Source organism: Pseudomonas sp. KU43P (genome assembly GCF_033095865.1).
Taxonomy (GTDB): Bacteria; Pseudomonadota; Gammaproteobacteria; order Pseudomonadales; family Pseudomonadaceae; genus Aquipseudomonas.
Genome location: NZ_AP019365.1, coordinates 3,377,535 through 3,392,692 on the forward strand (window position 1 = coordinate 3,377,535; position 15,158 = coordinate 3,392,692).

Genomic DNA, 15,158 nt, shown 5'->3' on the forward strand with positions numbered 1-15,158 from the left:
CGCTCTGGCGTTAACGGACGGTGGCCGGCCTTCTGATCTTCAAGGAGGCCTTGCCACGTTCAAGGGGCGAAGGCTACGGGGTCTACGGCTCAGGTCAAGATCAACTCATCATGCCCTGTACATCATAAAGCCCGGACAACAGAATGCCTTTCTGCACGGCGTGTTCTCAGGTGGCGTTACGCATTGCCTTGCGAACTTCCCCCGGCGACCGACCGGTCCATTTGCGAAACGCTTTGCGGAAATTGGCCGCCTCGGAAAAACCAACCTGGGCAGCCAAGTCATCCATGGGCATATCGCTTTGCTGCAAGAACTCGATCGCCAAGGCGCAGCGAACTTCATCCAGCACACTCTGGTAGGTGCGCTGGTACTCTGCCAACCGCCGGTGCAAGGTACGCGTCGACATACCCAAACTGCGCGCAACCACTTCTACCCCCGGAAAACGTCCGTTGCGACTTAGGCAGGCCATGCGCACCGATTCGATCAAATCGGACTCGTCCGGCAGGTTGGCCACCAGTTGCTGACAAAATCCCATGCTCATCGCCGATGTGATCGGGTTGGCGTTCGGGCAAGGAAGCTGCAGCACACTCGCGTCGAAACGCCACTCCATGACCGGGCTGTCGAATTCCACTGGGCAATTGAAGAACGCTTCATAAGATTGCCAATGATCAGGCGCCGGGTAAGGCAGTAGCAACCGCCGAGATGGAAAGGGCTTTTCCAGCACGCACTGAACCAGAGAATGGATCGAGGCGAACCAGAATTCGGTCGCCAGTGGCATCAACTCGCCCAAGGCAAAGAAGCCTTGACCAATGAATACGCCCTCGTCTCCTTCCAGTCGGAACGACTTCTGGAAGATCGGCCCTAGCAAGCGGATGTGCCTGATGCCGAACTCGACGGCCTGGCCGAAGTTCTCGCTGCTGACCAGGGCGTAGCCGAATATTCCGAAGTCGCTCAGGCGCTGCCTGGCACCCGCCCTCAGACCACTGTCGCAGTGGCGCATCAAGCGCTGCATGTTGGCAAACACCACCAGCTTCTGCCGATGAGAAATCCGAGTAGCCGGATCGATCATCTGTTCCGGCGATAACTCGGTACCCTCCAACAATCCCTGGGCATCGATGCCCTGAGCCTGCAGTTCGGCTACCAGGGCCGGAAGCCCAAGCATGTTGTGTTGCGCAACATCCATGGCAGTGCCATAGCTCCCAACGATCAACTGGGTCATCCAAAGACCTCCATTCCCGCATTGGCAGAAATTAACCCCCTCACTGGCACTTTACAACCTCCCGCCGTTCAACCCTGCGTTGCATCTTTAGCCTCGTTGATTCACCCAAGAAAAATAATAAGACACGAGGTTGTCATGAGAAGACTGTTCGCCCCTGCCCTCGCCATGTTCCTACCGCTGACGCCGCTGCCGGTCTTGGCCGGCGACGCCCCCTTGAACATCGTGCGTATTGGCTATGCCGACATTCAGTTCAACACAGACTCGGGCGATATGACCGGCATGCCTGGCACGACCCCTGAACATGTTCAGGCCACTGTGCGTGACACCGGCACCTTGGCACTGATCTACGAACGAAGACTGGGTGGCCCCTGGTCTCTGGTGCTGCAGACCGGTGCACCGCCTGTCATCGACTTCGATGGTGCTGGAACCGCCCAGCCGCTGGGTAAGGTGGGCAGCGCTCGCGCTTGGTTCCCTGCCGTGCTGATCGCCTACAACTTCGAACTGTTTGGCGTGCAGCCCTATGTCGCGCTGGGGGTCAACTACACCTGGTTCAGCGAAGAGAAGATGACCGCTGCCTACAACACAGCGTTCGGCGGGACCTCCAGTACCTCCAGGCTGGACGACTCATTCGGCGCCGTGGCCAAGGTCGGCGTAGAGATTCCGCTGGCCGACAACTGGAGCGCCGGATTTTCCTATTCGCGCTACTGGATCGATACCACTGCCACCATCAAGACCCAGACCCCTGGCTTGGGCGAGGTCAAGCGCAAGATCGATGTTGAAGCAGACCCTGACGTCTACTCGTTCACCGTTGGCTACCGCTTCTGAACTTGCCGCAATACCTACGGAGCCCAGACATGAGCACTGAAAAAATGAACGCTACGTTCGACTACATCGTGATTGGCGGTGGTTCGGCTGGTTGTGTGATTGCCAGCCGGTTAAGCGAGGATCCTGCCATCAGCGTCTGCCTGATCGAAGCTGGCGGCAGCGACAAAAGCGTATTGATCCACGCGCCTGTGGGGGTGGTGGCCATGTTGCCGACGCGCATCAACAACTGGGCCTTTCAGACCGAACCACAGCCCGGCCTGAACGGGCGTCGCGGCTATCAGCCGCGAGGCAAGACACTCGGCGGTTCCAGCTCGATCAACGCCATGCTTTACGTGCGCGGGCACCGTCAGGACTACGACCAATGGGCCGCGCTGGGTAACCGGGGTTGGTCGTATGAAGAGGTACTACCGTATTTCATCAAGTCCGAGCAAAACCAACGTTTGGATGATGCCTATCATGGCCAGGACGGCCCGCTCAGCGTGGTTGAGGTGAGTTGCCCGAGCGCCCTGAACGCCGCCTTCATCCAGGCTGCCGAAATCAATGGCATCCCGCGCACGCCGGACTACAACGGCGCCCATCAGGAAGGCGCGTTCATGTATCAGGTCACTCAGCGCAATGGCGAGCGCTGCAGCGCCGCCAAGGCATTCCTCACGCCCAACATGCACCGCCACAACCTCAGGGTACTGACAGGTGCTGTCGTCGAGCGCGTGCTGGTGGAATCTGCACGTGCCACGGGCGTGCAACTGCGCCAAGGCAGCGAACGCATCGTTCTCAAGGCTCGGCACGAAGTGGTCCTGAGCGCAGGCAGTTTCGGTTCGCCGCAATTGCTGATGCTCTCGGGTATCGGCCCGCGCGAAGAACTGCACAAGCATGGCATCGCCGTCATCCATGAACTGCCGGGGGTAGGCGAAAACCTTCAGGACCATATCGACTATGTGTTCACTTACCGCAGCCCCGATAAAACCAACACCTTTGGCTGCTCACCCACTTTCAGCCTGAAAATGCTCAACGCCATGATCCAGTGGAAGCGCGAGCGCAAGGGCCTGGTGACCTCGCCATTCGCCGAATCGGGGGCATTCTTCAAGAGCCAACCGGCTTTGGACGCCCCCGACCTGCAGCTGATCTTCGTGCCGGCCATCGTCGATAACCACGCGCGCAATCTACGCCTGGGTCACGGCTTCAGTTGCCACCTGACCCTGCTGCGCCCGAAAAGCCGTGGTACCGTCCGGCTTGCCAGTGCCGACCCGCTGGCGCCACCGCTGATCGACCCGCGCTTCTTCAGCGCGGTACAGGATCTGGAAGTACTTATGCGCGGCGCCGACATACAACGCGCCATCCTCGAAGCCACGCCTCTGGCACCCTATCGTGGAAAGCCTTTGTATCCCCTGCTTCAACACGACCGTAAGGCCGTGGAACAGGACATCCGCAATCGCGCTGACACCCAGTACCACCCGGTAGGTACCTGCAAGATGGGCCACGACCCTCTGGCGGTGGTGGATGACCAACTGCGCGTGCATGGCATCACCGGCCTGCGCGTGGCAGACGCCTCGATCATGCCCACGCTGATCGGCGGCAATACCAATGCACCCAGCATCATGATTGCCGAGAAAGCCGCCGACATGCTGCTGCGCAGCCGCCTGGAGGGGAAATGATGAACGGTATGGCACACACAAGCGACACGGCCGAAATCGAACACATGCAACGGGTGCTGCAGCGCCAGCGGGAGGCGTTCAACGCGCAGCCATATGTACCGTTCAAGGCGCGTGTGCAGCACCTCAAGCGCCTGGTCGGCGCCATCCGGCGTTACCAGCAAGCTATCGTCGCCGCGCTGGATGCCGACTTCGCTGGCCGCGCCGCGTTCGAAACCTTGCAGATCGAAGTGCTCGGGCCGGTATTGCACGCCCGTCATGCGATTGCCCATCTACGGCGGTGGATGAAGCCTCAGCGGCGCAAGACCGAACTGCTGTTCCTGGGCAACCGTGCCTGGGTCGAATACCAGCCCAAAGGCGTGATAGGCATCGTCGGCACCTGGAACTTCCCCCTGTACCTGACCCTGGGGCCGTTGATCACAGCCCTGGCGGCGGGCAACAGAGCGATGATCAAGGTATCGGAGTTCGCACCCCACAGCCGCAAGGTATTGCAGGCCTTGCTCGCCGAAGTGTTCGACGAGGATCATGTAGCGGTATTCGGCGGCGAGTTGGCCTCAGCGCAGGCGTTCACCGGGATGGCGCTGGATCACCTGGTGTTCACCGGTGCGCCGCAAGTCGGCCATCATGTGATGCGCGCCGCCGCCGAACATCTGGTGCCGGTAACCCTTGAACTGGGTGGCAAGTCGCCGGCGCTGCTCGGTGAGGACGCCGATCTTGCGGATGCGGCCTTGCGCATAGCCCATGGCAAAGGTTTCAACGCCGGCCAGGTGTGCGTCGCGCCGGATTACATACTGGTCCCCGAAGGCAAGGCAGCGCTGTTCGCCGAAGCCGTGACGCAAGCGTTCGAACGGCTGTACCCGGACCCAGCCACAAGTGCCGACTACACCAGCATCATCAGCGAGCGCCATGCCCAGCGCTTGCAGGCACTGCTCGCCGATGCCCGGGCCAAGGGCGCGACAGTGCACAGTTGTCGCAGCTCGAGCGACTCACCAAGACGCCTGCCCTTGCAGGTGATCACCGGAGTAAGCGATGAAATGCGGGTGGCCCAGGAAGAACTGTTCGGGCCACTGTTGCCCATCATCGAATACCGTGACCTGGACCAGGCGATCGCCTATATCCAGGCCCGCCCCAGGCCCCTCGCGCTCTACCCTTTCGGGATGGACGCAGGGCAAACCGAGCGCCTGCTCAAGCACACCCACAGTGGCGGCGTGACCCTGGACGACTGGGCCTGGCATGTGTTTCAGCACGACCTGCCGTTTGGTGGCGTGGGCAACTCCGGGATGGGCTCCTACCATGGCGAGGAAGGTTTTCGCGCATTGTCCCATGGCAAGTCGGTGCTCAAGCGCCAGCGCTGGTTCCCGACCCAACTGTTTCATCCGCCCTATGGCCGCTGGCTTCAGCGCCTGGTAGTGCGGTTCTATCTTGGCAAGGGAGAGCAAGACTAGGCTGGCACAGGGCGGGTTGGCGCCTCGGGCGAGGCGCTAACCCGCCCTCAGGTATTGATCAGTAGATCCCCATCATTGCTTCGATGCTGCGCACCATCGATACCAGGCGCGGGCCTATGTCGTTTTCCAGTTGCCCTTCGTTGAGCAGAAACGCCGACACCCCACAGTTGAACACCAGGATCTCGCCATCGGCCATCCGCCGCATCGGTACCGCAACCGCGTGAATTTCTCGCCGCAGGTCACCGTAGGAAACCGAAAAACCACGCGTTTGAACGTCTTGAATGCTTTGTTCGATTCGCCCCTGGAACGCCACCCAGTCCTCTGGCGTTCGAACCTTGATTTCGTTCAGCAAAGCCGTTCGTTCTTCGCGCGAGGCTCCCGCCAGGAATGCCCGACCCATCGCCGTGCGCGCCACCGGGTAGCTCAGGCCGACATCCGGCGGGTGGCTCATGGGGGCCGAGCTACGGCTGCTTTCCAGGTACACCACATTGAGCCTGTCGCGCATGCCCAGCGACACGGAGCCACGAATATGGTCCGCCAGCTCCTTCATGAACGGCCGCGCAATCTGCCGGATGTTGAGGCTCGCCAGCAACGGGTAACCCAGGGACAGCACTGCCGACCCCAACTGGTACTTGTTGTTCAGGCGGTTGATACGCAGATAGCCCAGACGCACCAGCGTGTAGGTGAACCGCGAGATCGTTGCTTTGGGCATGCCGGTACGCGCAGACAGTTCGGCATTGCCCAGCTGAGTATCGCGCGCGCTGAAACAATGCAGCAACTCCAGCCCCCGGGCCAGGGTCGCGGCAAACTGCCGATCATCGGCGAACTCCTCCACCAGATAATGCCTGGCCGGCGAATGCCAGTCTTCCGATCCGCCTTGAGGCGACCTGTCATCCATTGCCATTTTCCACCTCCCAACCAAGAACCAGCGCTAGCGTGACACTGGCGTTCCAATTATTCAAACCATGTTCCGCAGAGCCGAACAGTGCTTGCCCGAAGATCGGATAGACCGCCATATGCTCGTGCATACCTCATAAAAACAAGACAGGAGGCAACCATGATCAGAGATCAGCAGGCACTTGAAGTCTTACTGGCAGGCATCCGCCAGTTCGTGATCGACAAGGCCATACCTCTGGAGTCGCAGGTCGAACAGCACGACGAAATACCGCCGGCGCTCGTCCAGCATATGCGCGACAACGGTTTCTTCGGCTGGAGCATTCCCGAAACATTCGGCGGCGCCGGCCTGACCACCGAGGAGCTGGTGCTGGCTGCTCTCGAGCTATCACAGTGTTCGGTTGCGTTCCGAGCGCGCGTAGGCACCAACACTGGCATCGGTTCGGAAGGCATCGTGGCCGATGGCACCGACGCGCAAAAAAGGCTTTACCTGCCGCGCCTGGCAAGCGGTGAATGGACTGGCTGCCTGGCCGTCACCGAGCCCGAGGCAGGTTCCGAAGCCACCCACGTGCTCACCAGCGCACGTCGAGACGGCGACAGCTACATCCTCAACGGTGAGAAGTGCTACATCACCAACGCACCCCTCGCCGACGTCTTCACCGTTACCGCCCGGACCGAGCCCGGCAGCCAGGGTGCCAACGGTGTTTCGACCTTCATCGTCGAACGGACCACCCCTGGCCTCAGCACTGGCGCACCCTACCGCAAGATGGGCCAGGCAGGTTCGCCGGTCAGCGCGGTCTATTTCGACAACTGCCGGGTCCCGGCGGCAAACCTGCTGGGCGGTGTGGAAGGCAGGGGCTTCAAGACCGTGATGAAGACCCTCAACAAGCAACGTATCCACCTCGCCGCGCTGTCGACCGGCCCGGCCATGCGCATGCTGCACATGGCCATCGAGCACACCAGCAGGCGTGTGCAATTTGGCCAGCCGGTGGCAAACATGCAGCTGGTCCAGGCCATGATCGCGGACTGCCAGACCGAGATCTTTGCGGCGCGCGCGATGATCCTCGAAACCGCGCGCAAGCGTGACCGCGGCGAGGACGTGGTGCTCGAAGCGTCCATGTGCAAGTACTACGCCACGGAAATGTGCGGGCGGGTTGCCGACCGCTGCGTACAGATGTTCGGCGGCGCCGGATACATCGCCGACCACGCCGCGATCGAACGCTGGTACCGGGATGTCAGGCTGTTCCGCCTCTATGAAGGCACCAGCCAGATCCACCAGCTGAACATTGCCAGGCAGGTACTGGCTGCCCACCGCTGAGTCGGGTACGCACCTACTTCTCTTTGACACAGGAACGCCCCATGTCCCGTTTCGAGCACTTCTTCAACCCGCGTACTCTTGCCGTGATTGGCGCCTCCCAAGACCTGGCTTCGATCAGCGGGCAACCCATCGCCCACCTGCTGGCAAAAGGCTTTGCCGGGCAGATTCTGCCGGTCAACCCCCGCTACACCGAAGTGGCAGGCATTGTCTGCTACCCGGATGTCGCAGCCCTGCCCGAGACGCCCGATGTCGCAGTGATCGCCGTCGGCGCCCAGCGGGTCGCCGGTGTACTCGACGAGTTGGGAAAAAAAGGCTGTCGCCATGCCGTGATTCTCTCCTCCGGCTTTGCCGAAGCGGGTGAAGACGGTGCCCGGGCCCAGCGAGAAATCACGGCCATTGCCCACCGCTTCGGCATGCAAGTGACTGGCCCTAACTGCCAGGGCTACATGAACGTCAGCGACGGCATCCATGTCGGCTTTGGTGCCCCGTATGGCCTCACCTACCCCAAGGGCCACCTGAGCCTCACGTCCCAGAGCGGTGCTTTCGGCAATTCCATCATGATGCTGGCAAGCCAGGAAGGCATCGGCTTTCGTCACTACGTGTCCACCGGCAACGAGTCGGTCACGACTTCTCTGGACTTCATGGACGCGATGATCGACGACCCTGACACCCACGTCATCGCAGGTTACGTCGAAGGGTTTCAGGATGCGCAGCGCCTGCTGCCGATAGCCCGTCGGGCACTGATGGCCGGCAAACCCCTGCTGATATGGAAGGTCGGCACTTCCGAAGCGGGCGCCAAGGCTGCAGCCTCCCACACCGCCAACCTGGGGGGAGCGATGGCATTGTACCGAGCCGCTTTCCGCCAGAGCGGCATCATCGAAGTCAAGGATGTCGGCGACCTGGCCGATTGCGGCAAGGCCTTGCTATCCAGACGCCTGCCCAAAGGCAACCGCCTGGCCATCGTCACCATTTCCGGTGGTGCCGGTATCGCCATGGCCGATAGTGCTGCCGAAGGCAACCTGGCCATGCCAGAGCTGTCAGCGCATACGGTGGCTGCCCTGCAGACGGTGCTGCCCTCCTTTGCCGCCGTAGCCAATCCACTCGATGTCACGGCCAGCCTGCTCAACGATGCCAATCTGCTGCGGGTCACCCTGGAAGCCTTGGCTGACGATCCGCATGTCGACATGATCGGCCTCGCCTTGGCCGCCGCCAGTGGCAAGCTGGCGACTGAGCTGGCCGAGGAGATCGTGCGCATTTCCAGAACCCGCGCCATTCCCATCCTGGTTGCCTGGAACGCCGACCCTGCCATGGTCAAAGAGGCGTACAACATTCTCGACACGGCCGGCATCCCGCGCTATCAGTCGCCGGTTCGCTGCGCGCGCGGTGCCAGCGCGCTCTGGGCATTCACCCAGGCCCGCAAGCAGATCGCCGACGAACTGAAGGAGCCTGCGCTGGTGCTCCACAAGGCCGAAGCACGGGCTGCGCTACAGGGGCGCCATGCCGACTTGACCGAGTTCGAGGCCAAGAAACTCCTGGCCGCTTACGGCATCGGCGTTACCCGCGAAGGCCTTGCAACCAATCCTGCCGAGGCGGTACGTATTGCCTGGGCAATACACGGCCCCGTGGCGCTTAAAGTTCAATCGTCCGACATCCCGCACAAGACGGAAGCAGGTGGAGTGCTGATCGGGGTTCAGGGTGATGCTGAAGTCGCAGCGTCCTACCAGCAGATCATCGCCAATGCCGCTGCCCACAATGCCAAGGCAGGCGTGGACGGCGTGCTGGTCCAGGAAATGGTGAGCGACGGTATCGAGATGATACTGGGCATCAATAATGATCCACTGTTCGGCCCAGCGGTCATGGTCGGATTCGGCGGCATCTTCGCCGAAGTGTGGAAGGACGTAAGCTTCCGCCTTGCGCCGATTACCCGCTCGCAAGCGCATTCGATGGTCCGCGAGTTGCGCGCCTTTGCCATCCTTGATGGCGCACGCGGCCGCCCCAAGGCTGACCTGGAAGCATTGGTCGATACCTTGATGCGCCTCTCGGCACTGGCCATCGACCTGAAGGATTCGGTTCAGGAGCTGGATATCAACCCGCTGTTCGTGATGAGCGCTGGGAAGGGTGTGAAAGCCGGTGATGCGCTGATCAAGCCGCGACCGTCTGCACATCAGCCTTCTGCGGCAGCGGAGCAGGCATTCGTCGGCTGATGAAAGCGACCGCCCTTTGCCCCGTAGGCCGCGTGTGGCGGCCGTCATTTGTCATGACTTTTAGTGCAGTCAACGAGGGTCCCATGAATATTCTTCACCAGACCGACACGCTCTCATCTACGTTCGATACCCAGGAAGTCGAACGCACCTACCGCAAGATTGCCCTTCGCCTGATGCCGTTCCTGATCATCTGCTACATCGTTTCGTACCTGGACCGCGCCAACATCAGTTACGCCAAGCTCCAGTTCATGAGCGACCTGGGTTTTTCCGAAGCGGCCTACGGGCTGGGCGCCGGGTTGTTCTTTCTCGGCTACGTGCTGTTCGAAGTGCCCAGCAACCTGTGGATGCAACGCATCGGTGCACGTCGCACGCTGCTGCGCATCATGATCCTCTGGGGCCTGATCTCCAGCGCCATGATGTTCGTCAACACGCCCATGCAGTTCTACGTGATGCGCTTTCTTCTCGGTGCCGCCGAAGCAGGCTTCTTCCCCGGCGTCATCCTCTACCTTACGTATTGGTTCCCCGCCGCACGCCGCGGGCGTGTCACCGGCTACTTCATGATGGGCGCAGCCACGGCGGGCATCATTGGTGGCCCGGTCTCCACGTGGATCATGGTGCACATGGCCGGGCTGCATGGCATGCATGGCTGGCAGTGGTTGTTCCTGCTCGAAGGCTTGCCAGCCGTTGCGCTGGGTGTGATCGCGTTCTACTACCTGTGCGACCGGCCCGAAGAGGCCCGCTGGCTCAGCAACCGGGAAAAATCGATCCTGCTGAGCGACCTGGCGGCCGAACAGAACGGCCAGCGCTCTGGCTCGCATCATGGCCTGCACGAAGCACTGTCGAACCCCAAGCTCTATGTCGGGGTGCTGGGCTACTTCTGCGTGCTGGTTTCCTTCAACGCCATCGGTTTCTGGGCACCGACCATCATTCGCGACATCGGTGTAAGCGACTTGTTGCAGGTAGGGCTGTTGTCCAGCGCCGTGTTCCTCGCAGGTGCGGTCGGCACCTATGTCGTCGGCTACAGCTCGGACCTGCGGATGGAACGGCGTTGGCACTTGGCAGGCTGTAGCCTGATCATCGCCGTCTGTTTTGCCCTTCTACCCCTGGCGGCCCACGACATGATCGCGGCAGTAGCTCTGCTCTCGCTGGCGGCAGCGGCGTCCTACGGCTGCTTCGTCGTGTTCTGGACCATTCCGCAGACATTCCTGAGTCCCACCAGCAAGGCCAGTGGTATTGCCCTGATTACCAGCCTGGGCGGTATCGGCGCCTTCGTCAGCCCGACCCTCGTTGGCTGGATGAAGGCCAGCTCCGGCAGCATCTACCCCGGTTTGACCATCCTGGGTCTGATCACCCTGCTGGGTGCGCTGCTGATCCTGGTCGCGCTGCCCGCACGCAACTGACCCCCACCAACCCGCCGTGACCTCAGGTCACGGCCAACGAAACAGGAGCATGCCATGCGCGAACCGCAATGGCGGCGCGAAGGTGAAGAACCGGATTACCGTTTTTCGCTCGCCAACGAACGCACTTTCCTGGCCTGGATTCGTACTGCGCTTGGCCTGCTCGCCGGTGGCGTACTGCTCGACCAGTTCGCCACCACGCTGGGCCCGGCCAGGGTCGTGAAGGGTCTCGCCGTGGCGTTTGGCCTTCTCGCTGCCGCGCTGTGCGCACTGGCATACCAGCGCTGGCGCGGCAACGAAATTGCCATGCGCCACGCACGTCGATTGCCTGTCACGCCAGCCATCGCACTGTTGGCCAGCATGACGGTGGCGATCGCGTTGACCACCGCGGTGATCGTGCTGGTGCACCGATGAATCCGTCACGTGATCCTGGTTTGCAGGCAGAACGCACGGCCTTGTCCTGGAGCAGAACGGGGTGGGCAATGCTGGCCAACGCGTTGTTGGCATTGCGCGAGGGATGGCACGCTCAGCCCGCTGCTGGCAGCTTGCTGGGCTGTACCTTGCTCATCGCAGCAGCGGCCATGGGGCTGTACGGTTGCCGGCGACGAAAACAACTGTTGAACATGAACAAATGGACTGCAGTTCCGGCACTTGCTTTCTCGTCAGTGTCCATTGCCACTTTCATCGCCTGCATCGTATCGATTGCATGAGCCATCGCAGCCATTTGCCGATGGCTTTCCATTTTCTTTGACAGAACTGATACTCGACGCCTTGCCACTATCGGTTTTACCTCTATCCATGCGCTACTCGCCCGAAGCCCTCGTCGCCTTTGTCGAAGCCGCCTCCCTCGGCTCGTTTTCCGCTGCGGCGCGCAAACTGCGCAAGAGCCAGTCGACCATCAGCATCGCCATCGCCAACTTCGAGGCCGACGTGGGCTGCGCCCTGTTCGACCGCGCCGGCCGCCACCCCACGCTGAATGCGGCCGGGCACCAGGTGCTGGGGCATGTTGAAGCCATCCTCGATGCCAGCGCCCGCCTCGATGCCCTGGCGGTGCGGCTGGCCGCGCAGGTCGAGCCGCTGGTATCGGTGGTGATGTCGGACAGCTACAGCGTGACCTCCCAAGGCGCTGCGATCAGCCTCTTCGCCGAGCTGTACCCGCACACCGAATTGCGTTGGGGGCCTTCCGAAGACGCCGATGTGGTCGAACTGGTCCAGCAAGGCCTGGCGCAGATCGGCATCCTTGCCGCCCAGCAGCTCTACCCCGCCGATGTGCAGGTGGCGCGCTTGCCGGAACAGGCCGAATTCAGGCTCTACGTGAGCTGCGATCACCCGTTGGCCAAGCAACCGATGCTGCAACCGGAAGATCTGCAGACCGAGCGCCAGCTGTACATGAAGACCTACGCCCCCAGCCTGCACCATGGCCGCGGCCAGGCCTGGTCGGCGCCGGACTACCTGACCCTGCTGGAGTTCGCGGTACGTGGCTTTGGCTGGGCGGAACTGCCCACCGCGCTGGTGGCGCGCTTTGGCAGTGGCCTGGTGGAGCTGCCGGTGGCGGGCTACCCGAGGCGGGTCGCCATGGACGTTGCCTGGTCACGGCAACGTGCACTGGGGCCCGCCGGGCAGTGGCTGCTGGGGCAATTGCTGGGGCGCTAGCCGCGGTTCAATCGCTGCCGTCTTCGTTCACTTCCTTCCAGCTGTCGTCCGGGTCGAAGCGTTTCATGGCCTTGGCCAGCTTATCGCCCTGCGGGCCCAGGTCCTTCTCGAACACCTGGCCGTCATGGCTGATCATGAAGCTCATCACCCCGGTATCGTTGTACTTGGCCGGCCAGGCGATCAGGGCAAAGCCACGGCTCATCTGGTCGCCGATCAGGTAGCTGTAGGCACCGCCCGGGGCCGAAGGGCCTTGGCCATCGAGGATGCGGAAATGGTAGCCGTACCAGTCGTCACCCACTCGGTCCTGGCCGAACAGCGGGCCCAACGGGCTTACGTCGCCATCTCCTTCGTCTTCCCAGTACAGGCCATCGTGCTTGCCGGGAGCGCTGAAGATGTGCTGCGCATACTCCAGCGCACCGTTGCCATTACGGTCCTGGGAGGCGTAGTCCATCTGCGCATCGTGGTAGGCCAGCACCGATTGCAAGGCACCCAGTTCGTTGCGGCCGATGCGCCGCGCGCGGATTTCGGCACTGCCGGCCTTGAGGTCGAAGTGCCAGCCGTTGGCCGTCTTGGCCAGCGGAATGGGCAAGGTCCAGTGCTCGCTGCCCACCGCCAGGATGGCCTTGGTATCGCCCTGATTCTCGATCTGGTGCTGCTCCTGGTACTGCTTGAGGAAAGCATCCACATCGCTGCGCTGTACACCTTCACGGGGGATGTAGGTGCGCCAGTCTTCACCGAACAGTTTTGCCAGGCGCGCCTCGTCAGCCTTCTCCGTGCCGAGGGCAGCCACCAGGGATTGCACGGCCTTTTCGGGGGTCGGGAAGGCCTCCTGGGTAGCAGCCCAGCACGGCCAAGCTACGGCCATCGCCAACATCAACGGCGCAAACAGGCTCATGCGTTTCATCGACGACCTCCTCCGCCACCCCGGCGCACGGGTGCGCTTGGCCGGGAGATGGTGTGCCCTGCCGCGCGCGAGGCATGGGGCCGCTGGGCGAACGACTGGCTGGTACGGCCACGGGCCGCCTGGGCCGTGGTGCGCGAAGGCGAGCGTACGCCGTCGAAGGCATTGTTGCGTGCCCTGCCGGCGGTGCTCCGAGGCCGGTCCTGCAACTGCTGACGCACCTGGCCGTCACCTTGCCGGCGTTGGTTGAGCTGTGTGCTGTGGTTTCTGGCCTGCACGTTCTCGCGGGTGGGGCGGGTTTCCTGACGGCGGTCTGCCACGCGAGGCCGCTCGGTCTGGGCCTCGCGCACCCGGTCGCGTGCTTCACGGTTGCTGCTGGCCGGCCGCTCGATGCCTGCCCGGTCCATGGAGGCACGGGCGCGGTCACGGGCCTGCTGGTTGCTGGTGGCTGGCCGCTCGACGCCTGCCCGGTCCATCGAAGCGCGAGCGCGGTCACGGGCCTGGGCGCGCTGGGCATCGTCACCGCGGAAGGCCGCGCGCTGGTTGGCACCGTCGAGCTGGCGACCAAACTGCTCGCGGCTGCGGCTGTCGCGGTAGGGCACTCCATCGCGGTGAACGGCGTTGTGCTGCCACTTGCCCTGGTTGTTGCCGATGCGGTTGTTGACATTGATGTTGTTGTAGCGGTTCACGTCCACGTCGATGTCGTGGTTATCCCAGTCGCAGTCGCCCCACAACGAGTTGACGATGGCAACGCCGGTGCCGAAGGCCAGCCCCGCCATCAGCGCGGTGCCGGCGGTGTACAACGGTGACGGCGGGTAGTAGGCCGGCGGCGACGAGGGATAGGCCCAGGTGCCGTAGGCGGTGGTGGGGTTGTAACTGGGCACGTACACCACCTGGGGGTTGGCAGGCTCGATGATGATGGTCGACGAACTGCTGGCCGGGGCGCTGCCCGAGCTGGCGGAGGCGGCGGAGGCGGCGGGCGCGGCCGCTGGCGCAGCAACCTTGACCGTCACGTTCTGGTACTGGTTGCTCTCCAGGTGGCCAGCCGCCTTCGCCTGTTGCCGCAGGCGCTGCACCGAGGCCATCACGTCGTCGGGCTGCGCCAGGAAGGCGTCACCCATCCGCTGCACCCAGACCGGGTCCTGGCCGAGCAGCACCAGCACCTGCGGGAACGCCACCAGTGCCTGCACGCTCGGGTCCCAGGTCTGCTGCGCCACCTGCTTGACCGCGTCATCGCCCTGGGCCTTGGGGTTGGCCTTGGACCAGGCCACGGCTTCGGTGACTTCGCCAGGATAGGTGGTGGCCATCAGCACCTGGGCCAGCAGCGCGTCGGGGTAAAGGGCAATGGGCGCCATCATCTGGTCCAGTTGCTCCTGGTTGAACACGGCTTGCTTGGGCGCTGGCGCCTCGGTGGGTGGGGCTGGGGGCGCGGCGGGGGCTGGGGGCGCGGCGGGCGCTGCAACCGCTGCAGCTGCAACCGGGGCTGCAGGTGCCGGTGGTGTGGGGTCTCGCGCCAGGAAGTAGCTGGCAATACCTCCCAGACAAAGCACAGCCGTCACGACGTAGAGCAATGGCCTGCGCATCACAGCTTCCCTCAGGGTCAAACCGCGTGGAATGTAAGGGTAGCAAAGGCTGGGCGTTCCACACGGTGGGGTT

13 protein-coding genes are annotated in these 15,158 nt (G+C 62.7%); 9 read left to right on the top strand and 4 right to left on the bottom strand.

Annotated elements, in window-relative coordinates; translation table 11 throughout:
• Nucleotides 1-166: 166 nt before the first annotated feature.
• A complete protein-coding gene (locus tag KU43P_RS15260; RefSeq protein ID WP_317658201.1) occupies nt 167-1,216 on the bottom strand; it encodes an AraC family transcriptional regulator in 1,050 nt (349 codons plus the stop codon).
• Between the two features lie 135 nt (nt 1,217-1,351).
• Here KU43P_RS15260 and KU43P_RS15265 point away from each other — a divergent pair, with 135 nt between their 5' ends.
• From KU43P_RS15265 to KU43P_RS15275, 3 genes are read left to right on the top strand one after another with little or no spacing between them, the layout of a single operon-like run.
• The gene (locus KU43P_RS15265) at nt 1,352-2,041 is read left to right on the top strand and encodes an OmpW/AlkL family protein (RefSeq protein ID WP_317658202.1); all 690 of its coding nucleotides are present in this window, start codon (nt 1,352-1,354) and stop codon (nt 2,039-2,041) included.
• Between the two features lie 29 nt (nt 2,042-2,070).
• Nucleotides 2,071-3,693: a GMC family oxidoreductase gene (locus KU43P_RS15270; RefSeq protein WP_317658203.1), complete on the top strand. Its 1,623-nt coding sequence runs from the start codon at nt 2,071-2,073 to the stop codon at nt 3,691-3,693.
• On the top strand, nt 3,690-5,135 hold the full coding sequence (locus tag KU43P_RS15275) for a coniferyl aldehyde dehydrogenase (protein ID WP_411567217.1): 1,446 nt from the start codon (nt 3,690-3,692) through the stop codon (nt 5,133-5,135). The genes KU43P_RS15270 and KU43P_RS15275 overlap by 4 nt, the downstream gene beginning before the upstream one ends.
• Nucleotides 5,136-5,193: 58 nt before the next feature.
• On the opposite strand, the gene KU43P_RS15280 is transcribed toward KU43P_RS15275, so the two are convergent.
• Nucleotides 5,194-6,033, bottom strand: a complete 840-nt coding sequence (locus tag KU43P_RS15280; protein ID WP_317658205.1) for an IclR family transcriptional regulator — start codon at nt 6,031-6,033, stop codon at nt 5,194-5,196.
• A 159-nt stretch (nt 6,034-6,192) separates the two neighbouring features.
• Here KU43P_RS15280 and KU43P_RS15285 point away from each other — a divergent pair, with 159 nt between their 5' ends.
• The 6 genes from KU43P_RS15285 to KU43P_RS15310 all read left to right on the top strand — a co-directional run bounded on the left by KU43P_RS15285 (nt 6,193) and on the right by KU43P_RS15310 (nt 12,601).
• A complete protein-coding gene (locus KU43P_RS15285; protein WP_317658206.1) occupies nt 6,193-7,347 on the top strand; it encodes an acyl-CoA dehydrogenase family protein in 1,155 nt (384 codons plus the stop codon).
• A 41-nt stretch (nt 7,348-7,388) separates the two neighbouring features.
• Nucleotides 7,389-9,551 carry an acetate--CoA ligase family protein gene (locus KU43P_RS15290; RefSeq protein WP_317658207.1) on the top strand — a complete coding sequence of 721 codons (2,163 nt, stop codon included), beginning with the start codon at nt 7,389-7,391 and terminating at the stop codon, nt 9,549-9,551.
• Nucleotides 9,552-9,634: 83 nt separating this feature from the next.
• Nucleotides 9,635-10,951 carry an MFS transporter gene (locus KU43P_RS15295; RefSeq protein WP_317658208.1) on the top strand — a complete coding sequence of 439 codons (1,317 nt, stop codon included), beginning with the start codon at nt 9,635-9,637 and terminating at the stop codon, nt 10,949-10,951.
• A 54-nt stretch (nt 10,952-11,005) separates the two neighbouring features.
• The gene (locus KU43P_RS15300) at nt 11,006-11,362 is read left to right on the top strand and encodes a YidH family protein (RefSeq protein WP_317658209.1); all 357 of its coding nucleotides are present in this window, start codon (nt 11,006-11,008) and stop codon (nt 11,360-11,362) included.
• Nucleotides 11,359-11,658 carry a DUF202 domain-containing protein gene (locus KU43P_RS15305; RefSeq protein ID WP_317658210.1) on the top strand — a complete coding sequence of 100 codons (300 nt, stop codon included), beginning with the start codon at nt 11,359-11,361 and terminating at the stop codon, nt 11,656-11,658. The genes KU43P_RS15300 and KU43P_RS15305 overlap by 4 nt, the downstream gene beginning before the upstream one ends.
• Nucleotides 11,659-11,746: 88 nt before the next feature.
• On the top strand, nt 11,747-12,601 hold the full coding sequence (locus KU43P_RS15310; protein WP_317658211.1) for a LysR family transcriptional regulator: 855 nt from the start codon (nt 11,747-11,749) through the stop codon (nt 12,599-12,601).
• Between the two features lie 7 nt (nt 12,602-12,608).
• Here KU43P_RS15310 and KU43P_RS15315 read toward each other — a convergent pair whose 3' ends face one another.
• Nucleotides 12,609-13,505, bottom strand: a complete 897-nt coding sequence (locus KU43P_RS15315; RefSeq protein ID WP_317658212.1) for a DUF2950 domain-containing protein — start codon at nt 13,503-13,505, stop codon at nt 12,609-12,611.
• Complete coding sequence (locus KU43P_RS15320) at nt 13,502-15,085, bottom strand: DUF3300 domain-containing protein (protein WP_317658213.1); 1,584 nt, start codon at nt 15,083-15,085, stop codon at nt 13,502-13,504. The genes KU43P_RS15315 and KU43P_RS15320 overlap by 4 nt, the downstream gene beginning before the upstream one ends.
• Nucleotides 15,086-15,158 lie beyond the last annotated feature (73 nt).